Source organism: Bradyrhizobium sp. SPXBL-04 (assembly GCF_051853035.1).
GTDB classification, from domain to species: domain Bacteria; phylum Pseudomonadota; class Alphaproteobacteria; order Rhizobiales; family Xanthobacteraceae; genus Bradyrhizobium; species Bradyrhizobium zhanjiangense.
The window spans coordinates 3,434,269-3,448,471 of the sequence record NZ_CP182472.1 but is presented as its reverse complement, the minus strand read 5'-3'; the positions used below and the strand labels follow the sequence as shown (position 1 = coordinate 3,448,471).

Below are 14,203 nucleotides of genomic sequence, written 5' to 3'. Positions count from 1 at the left end.
TAAATGCGGATTAAGTTCAGGCGGATGTGGGGCAACTCGTTAATGCTGTCCCATTTCGAGAAAAAAGCCCGCAGAACTACGGACTTAGGCGAGACTGTTAACTATAATTCTCGGCCGGATCGGTGCGGTCAGCGGACCTCTTCGGCCGCCTTTGTAAACGCATCCAACCAAGTCAATTTCGTGGTCTTCAATACCGCCTCACCCTAGCGGCTGAGCATTGCGCGAGGCTGGTGGACTCCGCTTCCAGCAACCCTGCCCTGAGCCGGCCGATCGCGGCAACAGCTCACGCGCATCTCACATCGCGAACGGAAGCGCTCATGCGGCACGGCGCCGTGACTGAAAGTTGATCGCGCCGGTCTGGCAAACGCCGCCACGAGAAAATAGCTCTCACCTCGGCACTTTTCAGCAGCCTCTGCGGGTGATACGGTGGCGTATCAACATCGCCTTGAACTGTGCCGAGCACGCGAAACGGAGGCTGGCATGAGAGGCTTTTCACACGCCGGGTTTTACGCCGTGGCGTGGTCATCGTTGTTGATTGGGTTTGCGAGTGCACAGCCTGCGACCAATGCGGGCTGCACGGCATCACCGTCGGTCGCGGGCACGCAAGTCTGGCGCTGCGACAACGGCATCACGATCGTTGCCGAAAACGGCGCCAGATTTGAACTAAAGGACGCCAACCGCGACGGACATATAGACTCCGTGGAGTTGAGCAGCAAAGCCCTGCTGATCGAGGTGCCCAAGAAGCCCGGCGGCAATCCGTTCAAGGTGCTGACGCCGCAGGCGATCGCCGCAGTGCGCGGCACGAAATGGGCGGTCGATGTCGCTGACGCCAAGGCCTCCGTGTTCGTTGCCGACGGCCGTGTCGGCGTGAGCCGCAGGGGCCGTGGACGCGGTGTCGTGCTTGGACCGGGCGAAGGCGTCGATGTCGAGCCAACCGGCCCGTTGACCGTCAAGACATGGGGCCAGCCGCGCGTCGACGCGCTGATGGCGAGGCTTGGACAATAAGGCAGGGTCAAACAACGCTCGGCCAATGAGATTTGGACAATAGAAGATTGCAAACCGACCGCATGCGTAGCCGACGCGTTCAGATCCTGATGGCGCTCGTCCTCACCGCGCTGTGGGGCGCGGGCGTCTATGCCGCGCACGCCAACGGCCATCTGCGCTTTCTCGACCGCCTCGAAGCGACGCTGACGGATTGGCGGACCCAGGTTCGCGGCGTGCAACGTCCGCCCGATGTCGTCACCATCGTCGCGATCGACGATACCGTGGTGAAGCGCGGCGGCAGCTATCCGCTGCCGCGCGCCGATCTCGCCCGTGTCGTCGACACCATCGTGCAATTCAAGCCGAAGGTCGTCGCGATCGACTTGCTGCTGGTCGACCGCAGCGCCGCGATCGGAGATGCGACGCTGGCAAATACACTTGCCACCGGTCCCATGGTGCTCGCCGCCGCGGCGATCTTCCCGGCCGCCAGCGAGACCGTGGCGCCGAGCAGCGAAGGTCCCCTCGCCGTCCTGCCGCAGGCCGAGCGCTTTCTGCTGCCGCTGCCTGCATTCGCCGACCATGCCGAGGTCGGCGTCGTCAATGTCGCGACGGGACAGTCGGGCTCGCCGCTCTCGGTGCCGATGCTGTTCCGGACGGCCGACAAGGTCGAGCTGTCGTTTCCCTTGCGCGTGGCGGCCCGCGCGCTGGACAAGCCGCTGACGATCGCGCCGGATCATCTCAGGCTCGGCGACCGCACGGTGCCGACCGACAGCGACTTCGCGCTGCCTATTACCTATTACGGCCCGCGCCGCACCATCCGCACCGTCAGCGCGCAGAGCATCTTCGACGGCACGCTCAACCGCGCGGTGATCGAGAACCGGATCGTCGTGATCGGCGCCGCGGTCGCCGGCGGCGGCGACTTCTACCCGACGCCGTTCGATTCGCTGATGCCCGGCGTCGAGGTGGTCTCGACCGCGATCACCCACCTTGTCGCCGGCGATAACGTCGTGCGCGACCGCAGGGTCCATATCGCCGACGCACTCGCCGCGATCCTCTTGCCGATGCTGCTAGTCGGCCTGCTCGCTTGGCGGCGCAGTGCGCTCGGCGTCATGGCGGCGGCCGCGGTGATGCTCGCCTGGGCCGGGCTCAACGTATTCGCGTTCACGCATGGGATCTGGCTGAACGCCGCGACCACGCTCGCGGCCACGGTGCCGCCAGTTGCGGTCTTTGCCGGCGTGCAGTTGTGGGCGGGAGGCCGCCGCACGCAATATCTCGCCGCCAAGAGCAGTTCGCTAGCGCAATTCCAGGCGCCGGCGGTGCAGGACTGGCTGGCGCGCGATCCGAATTTCCTGTCCAAGCCCGTCCGCCAGGACGCAGCCGTGGTCTTCATCGATCTCTCCGGCTTCACGGCGCTGAGCGAACGGACCGATCCAGACGCGCTCCAGGACATGCTGAAGGCGTTTCACGCGCTGATCGACAAGACTGCGGTCGATTGCGGCGGCTTGATCACCGGCTTTCTCGGCGACGGCGCCATGATCCTGTTCGGCCTGCCGCGCGCCATGCCCGATGACGCGGTGCGCGCGCTGAAATGCGCGATCGACTTGCATCGCGGCGTCGAGCACTGGATCGCCTCGCTGCCGCCAGCGATCGGAGACCAGCTCGGCTTCAAGATCGGCGCGCATTTCGGCGAGATCGTCGCCTCCCGCCTCGGCGAAAGCCACCAGCACATCACGGCGACCGGCGACACCGTCAACGTCGCGAGCCGGCTGATGGAGATCGCCGCCCAGCACGACGCGCGGCTTGCGCTGAGCGATACGCTGCTGAATACCGCTGACTTCCACGGCGCTCCCGACGGCGTCCTGTCGGGCCCCCTGCTCACCCAAGTCCGCGGCCGCTCCGGCGTCGTGACCGTCTGGTTCTGGCGGGACCGGGATGGGCCGAGCCAGGCTGCGGCTAAGGCCGAGGTGATGGACTGAATTCGCCAGGACGACGATGCGGAGGCAGCGCGGCCGCTACCGCGCTTCCGGCGGCGGGGAGCGGTCGAGCACGTCGCCCTTGGCGCCTTCCAAGAGATCGATGCCGTAGGTCTCGACCACGAGCGGCCCGCGCTTGCGCTGCAATTGCGCAATCTGCGTCACCGTCGCAAAGAGGTCGTTGAGGACGGGATGACCATCGCTGCGCAGCTCGTCGACATAGAGCAGCTTGCCTGCGAGCAGCTTGGGATCGGGCTCGGGCATGTTGACCCAGCGGATGCGCTGGCTCTGCTGCGCCACGCAGGTGCCGCGCGGTAGATAAAAGGCAAGCCAGCCCGTGGTTCCATAGTCCTGCGCGAGCACACAGGTCGCGCCACTGCGCGCGCGCACGGCTTCGATCTCGGCAGCAAGATCGCGCCAACCGACGCCGACGCTGCGCACGGTGGCATCGCGGCGATATCCGGACAGCCAGCCGGTATTGGCCTGCACGATCAGGGCTGCAAACATCACGACGCCTGTTGGCGCGGCCCAGCGCAAGCAGAAATCGACCAGGCGCCGCTGGCGCGGCTTCCATTGCACGAGATTGGCGGCGGCGGCCGCGGCGACGATGAAGGGCGGATAGACCGGCGCGAACCAATTGGCCTCGACGCGGGCATGCAGGGAATGCCAGACGAAATAGGCGACGATGGTCCAGAACATCGTCTCGATCAGCACGCGCGAGGCCAATGCACCGGCCCGGTGCCAGGTCAGCGCATGCAGCCCCATCGCGCCCAGGATGAAGACGAGCGGGGTCGCGAACGCGATCTGGGTCGGGATCAGCTCGGCGATGAAAACGGGACGGAAGTCCTCGATTCTGGCGCGGCCAAGCTGCTTTGCGAACGAGACCCATTGATGGTCCGCATTCCAGAGGATCACCGGCGAGAACAGCGCGAGGGCCACGAGACCGCCGAGATAGGGCCACGGCGAGAGGAACCAGGACCTGAGCTTCGGCACGACCGCGAGCCAGATCAGGATCGCGAGCCCGAAGAACATCGCCGTATATTTCGACAGCAGCGCCGCGCCAACGGCTGCGCCGACCGCGAGCCACCAAACGCCGCGGCCGGTCTCCAGCACCTTTGCGAGGAAGAACAGCACGAAGCTGGAGGCGACCAGCAGTGGCGCATCGGGCGTCACGATCAGCGTGCCGACCGACGCCATCATCGTCACGTTGAGCAGGATGGCGCTGTTCGCGGCCACGCGCGCGCCGCCGAACAGAATCGCAGCGGAGCGATAGACCGCATAGCTCATCGGCAGCGCCAGCAGGATCGAGACCAGGCGGACGCCGAGCTCGGTGTTGCCGGCGATCATGGTGCCGGCGCGGATAACATAGGCCACCATCGGCGGGTGGTCGTAATAACCGCCCGCCAGATCGTTCGACCACATCCAGTAATAAGCTTCGTCGAAGGTGATCGGCGTGAACGCGGCGGCGACCAGTCGCAAGCCGACCAGCGCAAGAATTGCCAGCGCGGTGTTGCGGACGATCCCCGCGTCAGCTCCGCCCATATCGCGCTATTTCTTGCGCCAGACGAACAGTCCGGACATCGCGTAATTCCACACCACGCCCATCAGCGCGCCGGCCATGCCGGCCAGCCACCAGATCGGCTCCTGGTCGTAGACCGAGAAGGCGACGCCGACATTGGCGAGCAGGCCAACGCTACACACGATGTAGAAGGCGATCAGGCCGCGCAGCAGCGCAAGACCCTTCAGCCGCTGGTCGCGATAGGTGAGGAAGTTGTTGAGAATGAAGTTGCTGGTCATGGCGACGATGGCGCCGGCGGCCTGCGCCTCCGGGAACGGCACCTTGAACAGCTGAAGCGCGATGAACAGCGTGGTCAAGTGCACCACGAGGCCGATGCCACCGACCATCGCGAACAGGATGAATCGCAGCGAGACGATGTCGTTGCTCAGCTTGGCCAGGACGAGGCCGAGGAAGTCCAGCGCGACCATGGAATCGAGCTTGCTCTCGCCATGCTGGCGGGCGCCGAAGGTGTAGGGAATCTCGACCGCCCGCAAGCCGCCATGCGCGGTCGCGACGAGGTCGAGCAGGATCTTGAAACCGTGCACCGAAAGCTTTGGCGCGAGCTGCTCGAACCGATCGCGGCGAATCATGAAGAAGCCGCTCATGGGATCGGCGATCTCGACCCGCAGCATCTTCCTGGCGACCTCGGTCGCGAGGGCACTGGCGCCGGCGCGCTGCTTGTTGAAACCCTCGCTCTTGTAGCCCTCGATGTAGCGGCTGCCGACCACGAGGTCGGCCTCGTCGCTCGCGAGCAGCAACAGCATCTTCGGCAGTTGCGTCTCGTCGTGCTGGAGGTCGGCGTCGATCACGGCCACAAAGGGGGCGCTCGAGGCGAGGATGCCCTCGATGCAGGCGCCCGACAGGCCGCGGCGGCCGATGCGGCGCACGCAGCGCACGCGGCTATCGCGCTGCGCCAGCGCGCGCACGACGTCCCAGGTGCCGTCGGGCGAATTGTCGTCGACGAACACGACTTCCCAGGCGACGTTGATGAGTGTCGCCTCCAGCCGCCGGTACAGCACCGTGACGTTGTCGCGCTCGTTGAAGGTCGGGACGATGACCGACAGTTCCGGCCCCTCTTGAGCCTGCGGCAGGTTGTCGACGCCCGGTCTGATCGCTTCATTCATGACGGCAGCGTATATCCGCCACGTCATGCGCTGCCAAGTTCTTGCGCTACCAAGCCGGGGTTTCCAAGGGGAACGGCCCAAAAGAGGCCCTAAAATGCCAACGACCCCGGAACGGCGGACCGCGCGTACATCCGGCGCAGGCCCAAGCTATTCCAAGGTCGTCCCAGCGACGGAGTTTTCGCTCAACGTCGCCGTTGCAAGCTAGATAGGAACGACGAATCCGCTTCGCAAGGGGGCCAAAACCCGATTTTGGTGCCCTATTGGTTGGGGACTTCCCGAATCACCGGCCCTCGCGGCGCCGGAGCGGCCGGGGCTGCGGGTGCCGCAGTAGGGGCCTGCTCGACTTTCGCCGGCTTGCCGTACTGGCCAATCGGTCCGAACACGACGGCGACCGCAAGCACGATCGCCGCGACGATCGCGCCCAGAATGCCCCCCACCGACTCAGACGACATGGACCCATCCCCGTTCCAGATGCACCCAGTGATACCATGGATGAGCGCGCAGCCGGAAGAGCTGCCGGGCAGCAACGGTCAATGGAGTTATTTCTGCGGCGGCCGGTGCTTGACGAAGGCCGTCACGATGTCCTTCTGCGCCGACTCCACCGCCCTGTTCGCGGTGGCGAGATGGGCACCGGAATCGATGTTGGGATATTGCGTGGTGAGATAGTCGAGCAGCACCACCCGGTAATATTGCCGCTCCGACGGACAGGCGCCCGCGACCGAACGGCCAAAATCCTGTTCCGACAGGCCCTGATTTGAGTCGCGGGAATATTCCCGCGCCAGGCAATGCCAGTAATCGTCGCGGCCCTGCTGGGCGAGCTTCTGTGCGCTTTTCGCATCGTCGTCATCCGCCATGGCAGCAGATGTCATCATGACGAGCGCGGCTCCCAGCAACAGCATCCGCATTCTTGTTCTCCTGCTTCGCGGGTCCGGCTCGCGAGCTTAGACGGGACGGGCCAACTGGCCAATCACAACTGGTTTGATTAGGATGAGGCCCCTCCCCGTCGATGCGAGATCCTTCCGTGGCCAAAGCAAAAACCGCGTCCAAAAAATCCGGCAACATCTTCATCGGCATCGGCGGCTGGACCTTCGAGCCCTGGCGCGGCGTGTTCTATCCGGAGAAGCTGACGCAGGCCAAGGAGTTGTCGTACGCCGCCTCGAAACTGACCTCGATCGAGATCAACGGCACCTATTACGGCTCGCAGAAGCCGGAGAGCTTTCGCAAATGGGCGAGCGAGGTGCCGGAGGGTTTCGTGTTCTCGGTGAAAGGACCGCGCTTCGCCACCAACCGCCGCGTGCTCGCCGAGGCCGGCGATTCCATCAAACGATTCTACGATTCCGGCGTGCTGGAGCTCGGCGACCATCTCGGGCCGGTGCTCTGGCAGTTCGCGCCGACCAAAAAATTCGACGGCGCCGATTTCGGCAAGTTCTTGGAGTTGTTGCCGCGCAAGCTCGAGGGCCGCGCGCTGCGCCACGTCGTGGAAGTGCGCCATGACAGCTTCTGCACGCCTGACTTCGTCGCGCTGATCCGCGAATTCGAGACGCCGGTGGTGTTCGCCGAGCACGGCAAATATCCGGCGATTGCCGACGTCGCCGGCGATTTCGTCTATGCGCGGCTTCAGAAGGGCAATGACGAGATCAAGACCTGCTATCCGCCGAAGCAGCTCGATGCCTGGGCCGAGCGCTTTCATGCCTGGGCGTCGGGAAGCGAGCCCGACGACCTTCCGAAGGTTGACAAGGCCAAGCCCAAGAAGGAGCCACGCGACGTGTTCGCCTACGTCATCCACGAGGGCAAGGTGCGCGCGCCGCACGGCGCCATGGAACTGATCGCCCGGGTGAGCTGAGGTCTCCCATGGCAAAGGCGAAGAAGCTCTTCACCATCGGTTATGAGCAGACGCCGCCCAAGGCCGTGCTGGACGAGCTGGAACAGGCCGGCGTCAAGCTCGTGGTCGACGTGCGCGCGGTGACGTCCTCGCGACGGCCGGGATTCTCCAAGAAGCAGCTCTCCGCAGGACTCGACGAACGCGGTATCGCCTATATCCATCTCGCCGCGCTCGGCACGCCGAAGGAAGGCCGCCTCGCCGCCCGCAGCGGCCAATACGATGTGCTGGAAAAAATCTATTCACAGCACCTGAAGACGCCGCAGGCGCGAGAAGAGATGGACGAGCTCTCGGCGTTGGTGAAGAAGGCCGGCCCCGTGTGCCTGCTCTGCTACGAGCGCGACCACACCCACTGCCACCGCCAGATGATCGCGGAGATCATCGAGGAGCGCGATGGCGTGGCGGTGAAGAATTTGGCGGGGCGGCAGGTGTAGCTGCCGCCGTAGCCGTCATCCTGAGGTGCCGTAGCGAGGCGGAGGCCTCGAAGGACGACGGCGTGCCACCGAGGTGCGGTTCGGCCGTAGATCCTTCGAGGCTCGCAAGGGCTCGCACCTCAGGATGACGGGTCTACCCGCATACGATGCGCTGCCCCGGAATGACGAATGGAGAGAGCACCCTAGCCCTCTCCCGCCAACCGAAACGTCCCTTCCATCATCTGCACGCAGCTGCCGCCGACATGGGCCGAGATGATCTTGCCGTCCTGCTTGCGCACCCGCGTCAGCAGCAGACTCGGGCGGCCCATGTCAAAGCCTTGGCCGACCGTGAGCTTCAATTCGCCGTCGCGCGCGGGGTCAAGATCGGCGAACAGCGCGGCGGCCGCGACCGTGGCGCTGCCGGTGGCAGGGTCCTCGGCGAGACCGCCGGCGCCGCGCATGAACATCCGCGCTTGAAGCTCGCAGGGCGCCTCCGCCGCGGGCACATCGCGCGTATAGAACCAGGCCGAGACTGCGCCGTCGCGCGGAAATATCCTGCCGAAGGCCGCCGCGTCGGACCTCGCCCGCTTGAGCGCATCGCGCGAATGCAGCTCGATCACCAAAAATGGCGTTCCAACACCGACGACCTGCGGCGCGTGACGGTCGACCCTGATATCCTCCGCGCTGAGCGAGATGCAGCTCGCGGCATCCGCGGCCGACAGTTGCGACAACCGCGCCAGCGGCTGCGGCGCGGTGAGCTCGGTGCTCACCACCCGGCCCTGCTCCCGCCGGATGTCGACCGGCACGAGCCCGGCCTTCTCTTCGAACAGCAAGCGCGGCTTCGGCTCCTTGGCGATCGTCGCCAGCACGAAGGCCGTGCCGACATTCGGGTGACCCGCGAACGGCATCTCCCTGACCGGGGTGAAGATGCGCACCTCGGCATCATTCGCCTTGTCACGCGGCGGCAGCACGAAGGTCGTCTCGGAATAGTTGAACTCGGTGGCGATTGACTGCATCTGCTGAGTGGACAGCCCGCCGGCATCGAGCACCACGGCGAGCTGATTGCCGCCGAAGGCGCGGTCGGTGAACACATCGACGGTGATGTAGCGGCGCTGCATCTTTCAATTCCCCATGCAAGTCGCGGCCGCAACCGGCCGCATCGCCGACAAGTCTACAGGCCGGCGACATCGCCCGTCATGCCCCAAAATTCGGAGCAATCGGAGCATTCGCGGAAGCGACGTTGCGGGCGCGCCTTGCCTACGCCCCGCTCTAGACAGCGCTCACCCCAGCTGAAACACCGCGACCGGCCGCTCATAGCCGCGCACCTCGACCTCGCCGAGCGCGACGGCATCGCTGCCGTCGTCTCCCAGCGCCTCGCGCACGGACTCGGAGATCAGGAGCTGGGAGCCGAGCTCCTTGTTCAGCGCCTCCAGGCGCGAGGCGAAATTCACGGTGTCGCCGATGACCGTGTATTCCTTGCGCCGGGGCGAGCCGATGTTGCCGGCGACGACCTCGCCGAAATGGATGCCGATGCCGATCCGCAGCGGCCAGCTCGTCTGCGCGTTGATGCGGTCCATCGCCGTCAGCATCTCGCGGCCGGCAGCGACCGCGCGGTGCGCGGCGTCGGAGGCCTCCAATGGCGCGCCGAACAGCGCGAGAAAGCCGTCGCCCAAGAACTTGTTCACGATGCCGCCGTGGCGGTCGAGGATATCGACCAAAACGGCGAAGGCGCCGTCGAGCCGGTCGACTACCTCCTGAGGCGTGCGCGACTGCGCACCGGCCGTGAAGCCGCGGAAATCGACGAACATCACCGCGACGCGGCGGAGGTCGCCGCCTGCAGTCGTTCCCGCCGCCATCAGCCGCTCCACCACCTGCGGGGAGACGTGCTGGCCGAACAGATTCGTCACCCGGTCCCGCGCGGTGGTCGCCGCAATGCTCGCGGCAAATTGCCGCCGCAGCTGGGCGCCGACCGCGCCGGCGAGCACGCCGCAGATCAGGATGATGATGCTCCGCACGGCGTGGAAATAAATCAGGGGTTCGTCGGCCTCGCTCGCCGAATTGTAATACAGCGCGATTGCTAGAAGCCCGGCTGCGGCCACGAGCCCCGTGAAGGTGGAGAGCCAGAAATCGAGCCGCAGGGTCGACAGAATGACAAAGATGAAGTACATCAGCGGCACGGCGAAGCCGAGCGCCTGGCTCGCGCCCATGGTCCGGATCTGGAGAATGAGGATCACCGTGGGCAGCGACGTCTCGATCAGCGTGCCGAGATAGCGCCTGATCACCGGCAGGTCGCGATCAAGGCGAAGGTTCTTCCTGATCTGGGTGTGGACCCAGACCTCGAACAGGATGAAGCCGACCAGAAGGCCGTAAATCTCGATGAGCCCTTCCGTTCCGCGCCAGACCCGGTTCACGACAGCAGGATCGATCAGGTAGATCGTGGTGAGGAACAACATCATGACGCAGCCCGTCATGATCAGCGCGCGCACCCGCAACAGCTCGGTGCGCAGCACCTCCCGCGTCAGCTCGCGCTCGAAATCCTCCGATAGCACGGCATGCTGCCGGGCTTTCCTGCTTGCAAACCTGACCATTTCACCCCTCGATTCCGGGGGCATTGTGCCTCAATCCAGCGTGCGGCGGAAGCGCGTCACGGCGATGGTCATGGCGAGCAGCATCAGGGCCGCCAGCGCCAGCGTGTCGAAGCGCAGGTTCTGCATGGTCGCGCCCTTCAGCATGATGGCGCGGACGATGCGCAGGTAATGGGTCAGCGGCAGGGCCTCGCCGACATATTGCGCCCAGGCCGGCATGCCCGCGAACGGGAACATGAAGCCGGAGAGCAGGATGCTGGGCAGGAAGAACATCATCGACATCTGCATGGCCTGGAGCTGGTTCTGCACCAGCGTCGAGATGGTGTAGCCGATCGACAGATTGGTGGTGATGAACAGCGTCGAGAGCAGCGCCAGCAGGAACAGATTGCCGAGCACGGGTACGCCGAACAGGCCGACGCCGATGCCGATGATGAGGAAGGCCTGCACGAAGCCGACCAGCACGTAAGGCACGATCTTGCCGAACATCACCTCGACCGGCTTGATCGGCATCGACAACAGGCTCTCCATGGTGCCGCGCTCGACCTCGCGCGTGACCGAGAGCGCGGTGAAGATCAGCATGGTCATGGTGAGGATGGTGCCGACCAGGCCCGGCACGATGTTGAGGCTGGAGGCCGCGGCCGGATTGTAACGGGCATGCGCGCGGATCTCGAACGGCATCTCCGGGGGATCGCCGATGTAGAGATCGTGCTTGAGCGCGGTCTGCACCACCATGCCGAGCGAACCGATCGCCGAGCTCGCCGCAACGGGATCTGTGGCGTCGGCCGCGACCAGCAGCGCCGGCTTGTCGCCGCGCCGCACCGCCCGCTCGAAGCCGCGCGGGATCTCGATGCCGAACAGCACCTTGCCGGATTTCAGCAGATTGTCGAAATCTTCGACGTCGTGCACTTCATAGAGGAAGCGGAAATAGGCGGTGTTCTCCAGCGCCTTCAGGATCGAGCGGGCGAGATCAGAATCCTCCTGGAGCAGCACCGCGCTCGGCAAATTATGGGGCGTGGTATTGATGGCGTAGCCGAACAGCATGAGCTGCATCACCGGCAACATCACGATCATCGCGAACGAGACGCGATCTCGCCTCAGTTGGATGAACTCCTTGATCAGCATCGCATAGGAGCGTCTCCAGAAGCCGAAGCGCTCCCGGATTTCGTGCTGTGGCGCGGGATGATCGACAACGCTCATTGGACATTGTCCTTACTGGAAATTGTCCTTGGAATGGCTCATCAGCTCGATGAACACGTCTTCGAGCGATGGCGACGATTTCTGCCAGTCCAGGCCGCTCTTCTCGCGCAACGGCCCGATGCTGGCTTCGAGCGCGGCGACGTCGCGCCCCGAAACGTGCAGCGAGGTGCCGAACGGCGCCACCATGTCGATGCCGGGCTTGCCGGTGAGCTCGGCCGCGAGCCCATTCAGGTCTTCGCCTGTGACAGTGTAGGTGGTGAGCGCGGATTTGGCGATCACCTGCTCCACCGTCCCATGCGTCAGGAGATGGCCATAGGCGATGTAGGCGATCTCGTGACAACGCTCGGCCTCGTCCATGTAGTGGGTCGAGACCAGCACGGTGAGGCCGTCGGCGGCGAGCGCATGGATCTCGTTCCAGAAGTCGCGCCGCGCCTTGGGATCGACGCCGGCGGTCGGCTCGTCGAGCAGCAGGAGTTGCGGATTGGGCAGCGTGCAGGCCCCTAGCGCCAGGCGCTGCTTCCAGCCGCCGGAGAGCTCGCCGGCGAGCTGCTCCTCGCGGCCGGAGAGCCCGAGTCGCTTGATCATGTCGCGAGCAGCGCCACGCGCGTCAGTGAGGCCATAGAGCCGCGCGACGAATTCGAGATTCTCGCGCACCGAGAGGTCCTGGTACAGGCTGAAGCGCTGAGTCATGTAGCCGACCTGGCGCTTGATCTTTTCGGCATCGCGGCGGATGTCGTATCCGAGGCAGGTGCCCTCGCCGCTGTCGGGCGTGAGCAGGCCGCAGAGGATGCGGATGGTCGTTGTCTTGCCAGAGCCGTTCGGCCCGAGGAAGCCGTAGATCGAGCCGCGCTTCACCTGCATCGACAGATCGTGCACGACCTCGCGGCCCCCGAACGACTTGGTCAGGCCCTTGACGTCGATCGCGATACCGTTGCCGCCGCTCATCGCTTGTCCGCCACCGGTGTCTTCGGATTGAGATGGACGTCGATCGGCTGTCCGACGCGCAAGGCGTCGGGCCGCGACGGCCGCGCCTGGATCAGATAGACCAGCTTGTTGCGCTCATCGAGGCTGTAGATGACGGGCGGGGTATATTCGGCCGAGGTTGCGATGAAATAGATCTTTGCGGTGAGATCGGCCGCGCAATTGTCGCAGGCGATGCGCACCGTGTCGCCGATGGCGAGCTTCGGCAGCTCGGCCTCCGGCACGAAGAAGCGCAGCTTCATGTTGCCGGGCGGCATGATCGAGAGCACCGGCCGCTGCGCCGCCACCATCTCGCCCTCGCGAAAATAGATCTGCTGGATGGTGCCGGCGACCGGCGCAAAGCCCTTGCGTCGCGCCATCCGCGTCTCCGACGTCGCCACCCGCGCTTGTGCGACGCGCAAGGCGGACACGGCGGAGTCCAGATTGGCCTGCGTGCCCGAGCCGGTCTTGTTCAGCGACGCCGCCCGGTCATAGGTTTGCTGCGCATTCGCCAGCGTCGCCTTGTTCTGGTTGAGATCGGCCAGCTGGAGATCGTCATCGACGGAATAGAGGTGATCGCCGACCTTGACTTCGTCCCCCTCGCGGACATTGAGCTTGGTCACCCGGCCGGCCTCGTCCGGGCTGACGAAGATCATGTCGGCCTCGACCCAGCCCTGGAATCCGGGATCGCGCTTCTCGTTGCAGGCTGCAAGCACGGTTGCGAGCACGACGGCCAATGCAAATCTAAAAATCGCTCGCGACGACCTCATGTCGTCCTCCGTTCGCCAAAAATCAAATCGAGATGAACGCGCAGCATGTCCTGCGCGTCGAGCGGCGCATGCCGCACAAAAAGGCTCTGCCAGATCACCGCGATCATCGCGGGCGCGACCAGTATCTGTGGATAGCGCGCGAGATCCTTCTCCCGAATCTCGCCGCGGGCGATGCCGAGCTCGATCAGCGCGCGCATGGCGGCAATCCCGCGCGAGACCACTTCGCGGTAGTAGAAATCGGCAACGGATGGAAAGCGCGGACCCTCCGCCACGATCAGGCGGACGAGATCGCCGCGCCTGGTGCCGATGACCTCCTTCAGGAAGTTGCCGGCGAAGGCCTCTATCAGGTCGCGCACCGAGCCCACCGGCGGCGGCAGCGCCGTGAGGCGCGTGACCACCGGCACGATGACAATGCGCACCAGCTCCTCGAACATCGATTCCTTGTCCTTGAAGTGCAGGTAGATCGTGCCCTTGGCGACACCGGCGCGCTTCGCGATGTCGTCGAGCCGCGTCGCGGCAAAGCCGCGCGTGATGAACTCGTCCATCGCCGCCTCCACGATCGCTGCACGCCGCTCCGCGGCCCGGGCGGCGCGGTTTGACACGCGGGCCTCGGCGTCAGCGCCGGCTTCGGGTGCGTGGCTCCCGGCTCGGGCCACGGATGCAATCGCTGTTCTGGCGGGCTTCTTCGTCATTTGCTATTTATGACTGACTAGTCAGTCATTGTCAATCAACGAAGAAGTCGAGGCCGACACGACAAATTAGT

14 protein-coding genes are annotated in these 14,203 nt (G+C 65.0%); 4 read left to right on the top strand and 10 right to left on the bottom strand.

The features are described from left to right. Positions 1-480 precede the first annotated feature (480 nt). On the top strand, positions 481-1,005 hold the full coding sequence (locus ACNJX8_RS16105; RefSeq protein WP_439361340.1) for a FecR domain-containing protein: 525 nt from the start codon (positions 481-483) through the stop codon (positions 1,003-1,005). A gap of 62 nt (positions 1,006-1,067) precedes the next feature. Beyond that, positions 1,068-2,957, top strand: a complete 1,890-nt coding sequence (locus tag ACNJX8_RS16100) for a CHASE2 domain-containing protein (protein WP_439361339.1) — start codon at positions 1,068-1,070, stop codon at positions 2,955-2,957. 36 nt (positions 2,958-2,993) lie between these two features. Here the strand turns inward: ACNJX8_RS16100 and ACNJX8_RS16095 are convergent, their stop codons facing one another. From ACNJX8_RS16095 to ACNJX8_RS16080, 4 genes are all read right to left on the bottom strand, one after another. Then, positions 2,994-4,496, bottom strand: a complete 1,503-nt coding sequence (locus ACNJX8_RS16095; protein WP_439361338.1) for a glycosyltransferase family 39 protein — start codon at positions 4,494-4,496, stop codon at positions 2,994-2,996. A 6-nt stretch (positions 4,497-4,502) separates the two neighbouring features. Beyond that, positions 4,503-5,636: a glycosyltransferase family 2 protein gene (locus ACNJX8_RS16090; protein ID WP_128932962.1), complete on the bottom strand. Its 1,134-nt coding sequence runs from the start codon at positions 5,634-5,636 to the stop codon at positions 4,503-4,505. Positions 5,637-5,893: 257 nt separating this feature from the next. Beyond that, positions 5,894-6,088 carry a hypothetical protein gene (locus ACNJX8_RS16085; protein ID WP_128932961.1) on the bottom strand — a complete coding sequence of 65 codons (195 nt, stop codon included), beginning with the start codon at positions 6,086-6,088 and terminating at the stop codon, positions 5,894-5,896. A gap of 87 nt (positions 6,089-6,175) precedes the next feature. Then, positions 6,176-6,541 (bottom strand): hypothetical protein, encoded by a 366-nt coding sequence (locus ACNJX8_RS16080; protein WP_128946575.1) that lies wholly within the window; start codon positions 6,539-6,541, stop codon positions 6,176-6,178. 101 nt (positions 6,542-6,642) lie between these two features. Between ACNJX8_RS16080 and ACNJX8_RS16075 the strand changes: the two genes are divergently transcribed. Together ACNJX8_RS16075 and ACNJX8_RS16070 are read left to right on the top strand one after the other, a co-directional pair. Beyond that, entirely contained in the window at positions 6,643-7,479 is an 837-nt protein-coding gene (locus ACNJX8_RS16075) for a DUF72 domain-containing protein (protein WP_439361337.1), read from the top strand. Positions 7,480-7,487: 8 nt separating this feature from the next. Next, positions 7,488-7,949, top strand: coding sequence for a DUF488 domain-containing protein (locus ACNJX8_RS16070; RefSeq protein ID WP_128932958.1), 462 nt, complete (start codon positions 7,488-7,490; stop codon positions 7,947-7,949). A gap of 182 nt (positions 7,950-8,131) precedes the next feature. Here ACNJX8_RS16070 and ACNJX8_RS16065 read toward each other — a convergent pair whose 3' ends face one another. The 6 genes from ACNJX8_RS16065 to ACNJX8_RS16040 all read right to left on the bottom strand — a co-directional run bounded on the left by ACNJX8_RS16065 (position 8,132) and on the right by ACNJX8_RS16040 (position 14,132). Beyond that, on the bottom strand, positions 8,132-9,046 hold the full coding sequence (locus ACNJX8_RS16065) for a PhzF family phenazine biosynthesis protein (protein WP_439361336.1): 915 nt from the start codon (positions 9,044-9,046) through the stop codon (positions 8,132-8,134). Positions 9,047-9,208: 162 nt separating this feature from the next. Further along, positions 9,209-10,516, bottom strand: a complete 1,308-nt coding sequence (locus tag ACNJX8_RS16060; protein WP_439361335.1) for an adenylate/guanylate cyclase domain-containing protein — start codon at positions 10,514-10,516, stop codon at positions 9,209-9,211. A 30-nt stretch (positions 10,517-10,546) separates the two neighbouring features. Beyond that, on the bottom strand, positions 10,547-11,710 hold the full coding sequence (locus ACNJX8_RS16055) for an ABC transporter permease (RefSeq protein WP_439361334.1): 1,164 nt from the start codon (positions 11,708-11,710) through the stop codon (positions 10,547-10,549). Positions 11,711-11,722: 12 nt separating this feature from the next. Then, complete coding sequence (locus ACNJX8_RS16050; RefSeq protein ID WP_439361333.1) at positions 11,723-12,655, bottom strand: ABC transporter ATP-binding protein; 933 nt, start codon at positions 12,653-12,655, stop codon at positions 11,723-11,725. Next, entirely contained in the window at positions 12,652-13,440 is a 789-nt protein-coding gene (locus ACNJX8_RS16045; protein ID WP_128940429.1) for an HlyD family secretion protein, read from the bottom strand. The genes ACNJX8_RS16050 and ACNJX8_RS16045 overlap by 4 nt, the downstream gene beginning before the upstream one ends. Beyond that, positions 13,437-14,132, bottom strand: a complete 696-nt coding sequence (locus ACNJX8_RS16040) for a TetR/AcrR family transcriptional regulator (RefSeq protein ID WP_091888919.1) — start codon at positions 14,130-14,132, stop codon at positions 13,437-13,439. The genes ACNJX8_RS16045 and ACNJX8_RS16040 overlap by 4 nt, the downstream gene beginning before the upstream one ends. Between the last annotated feature and the right edge of the window lie 71 nt (positions 14,133-14,203).

Excerpts from the sequence above, each read along its gene's own strand:
- ACNJX8_RS16060 (WP_439361335.1), bottom strand. The coding sequence starts at position 10,516 with ATGGTCAGGTTTGCAAGCAGGAAAGCCCGGCAGCATGCCGTGCTATCG.
- ACNJX8_RS16075 (WP_439361337.1), top strand. The coding sequence starts at position 6,643 with ATGCGAGATCCTTCCGTGGCCAAAGCAAAAACCGCGTCCAAAAAATCC.
- ACNJX8_RS16070 (WP_128932958.1), top strand. The coding sequence starts at position 7,488 with ATGGCAAAGGCGAAGAAGCTCTTCACCATCGGTTATGAGCAGACGCCG.
- ACNJX8_RS16090 (WP_128932962.1), bottom strand. The coding sequence starts at position 5,636 with ATGAATGAAGCGATCAGACCGGGCGTCGACAACCTGCCGCAGGCTCAA.
- ACNJX8_RS16050 (WP_439361333.1), bottom strand. The coding sequence starts at position 12,655 with ATGAGCGGCGGCAACGGTATCGCGATCGACGTCAAGGGCCTGACCAAG.
- ACNJX8_RS16100 (WP_439361339.1), top strand. The coding sequence starts at position 1,068 with ATGCGTAGCCGACGCGTTCAGATCCTGATGGCGCTCGTCCTCACCGCG.
- ACNJX8_RS16080 (WP_128946575.1), bottom strand. The coding sequence starts at position 6,541 with ATGCGGATGCTGTTGCTGGGAGCCGCGCTCGTCATGATGACATCTGCT.
- ACNJX8_RS16055 (WP_439361334.1), bottom strand. The coding sequence starts at position 11,710 with ATGAGCGTTGTCGATCATCCCGCGCCACAGCACGAAATCCGGGAGCGC.
- ACNJX8_RS16040 (WP_091888919.1), bottom strand. The coding sequence starts at position 14,132 with ATGACGAAGAAGCCCGCCAGAACAGCGATTGCATCCGTGGCCCGAGCC.
- ACNJX8_RS16085 (WP_128932961.1), bottom strand. The coding sequence starts at position 6,088 with ATGTCGTCTGAGTCGGTGGGGGGCATTCTGGGCGCGATCGTCGCGGCG.
- ACNJX8_RS16065 (WP_439361336.1), bottom strand. The coding sequence starts at position 9,046 with ATGCAGCGCCGCTACATCACCGTCGATGTGTTCACCGACCGCGCCTTC.
- ACNJX8_RS16095 (WP_439361338.1), bottom strand. The coding sequence starts at position 4,496 with ATGGGCGGAGCTGACGCGGGGATCGTCCGCAACACCGCGCTGGCAATT.
- ACNJX8_RS16045 (WP_128940429.1), bottom strand. The coding sequence starts at position 13,440 with ATGAGGTCGTCGCGAGCGATTTTTAGATTTGCATTGGCCGTCGTGCTC.
- ACNJX8_RS16105 (WP_439361340.1), top strand. The coding sequence starts at position 481 with ATGAGAGGCTTTTCACACGCCGGGTTTTACGCCGTGGCGTGGTCATCG.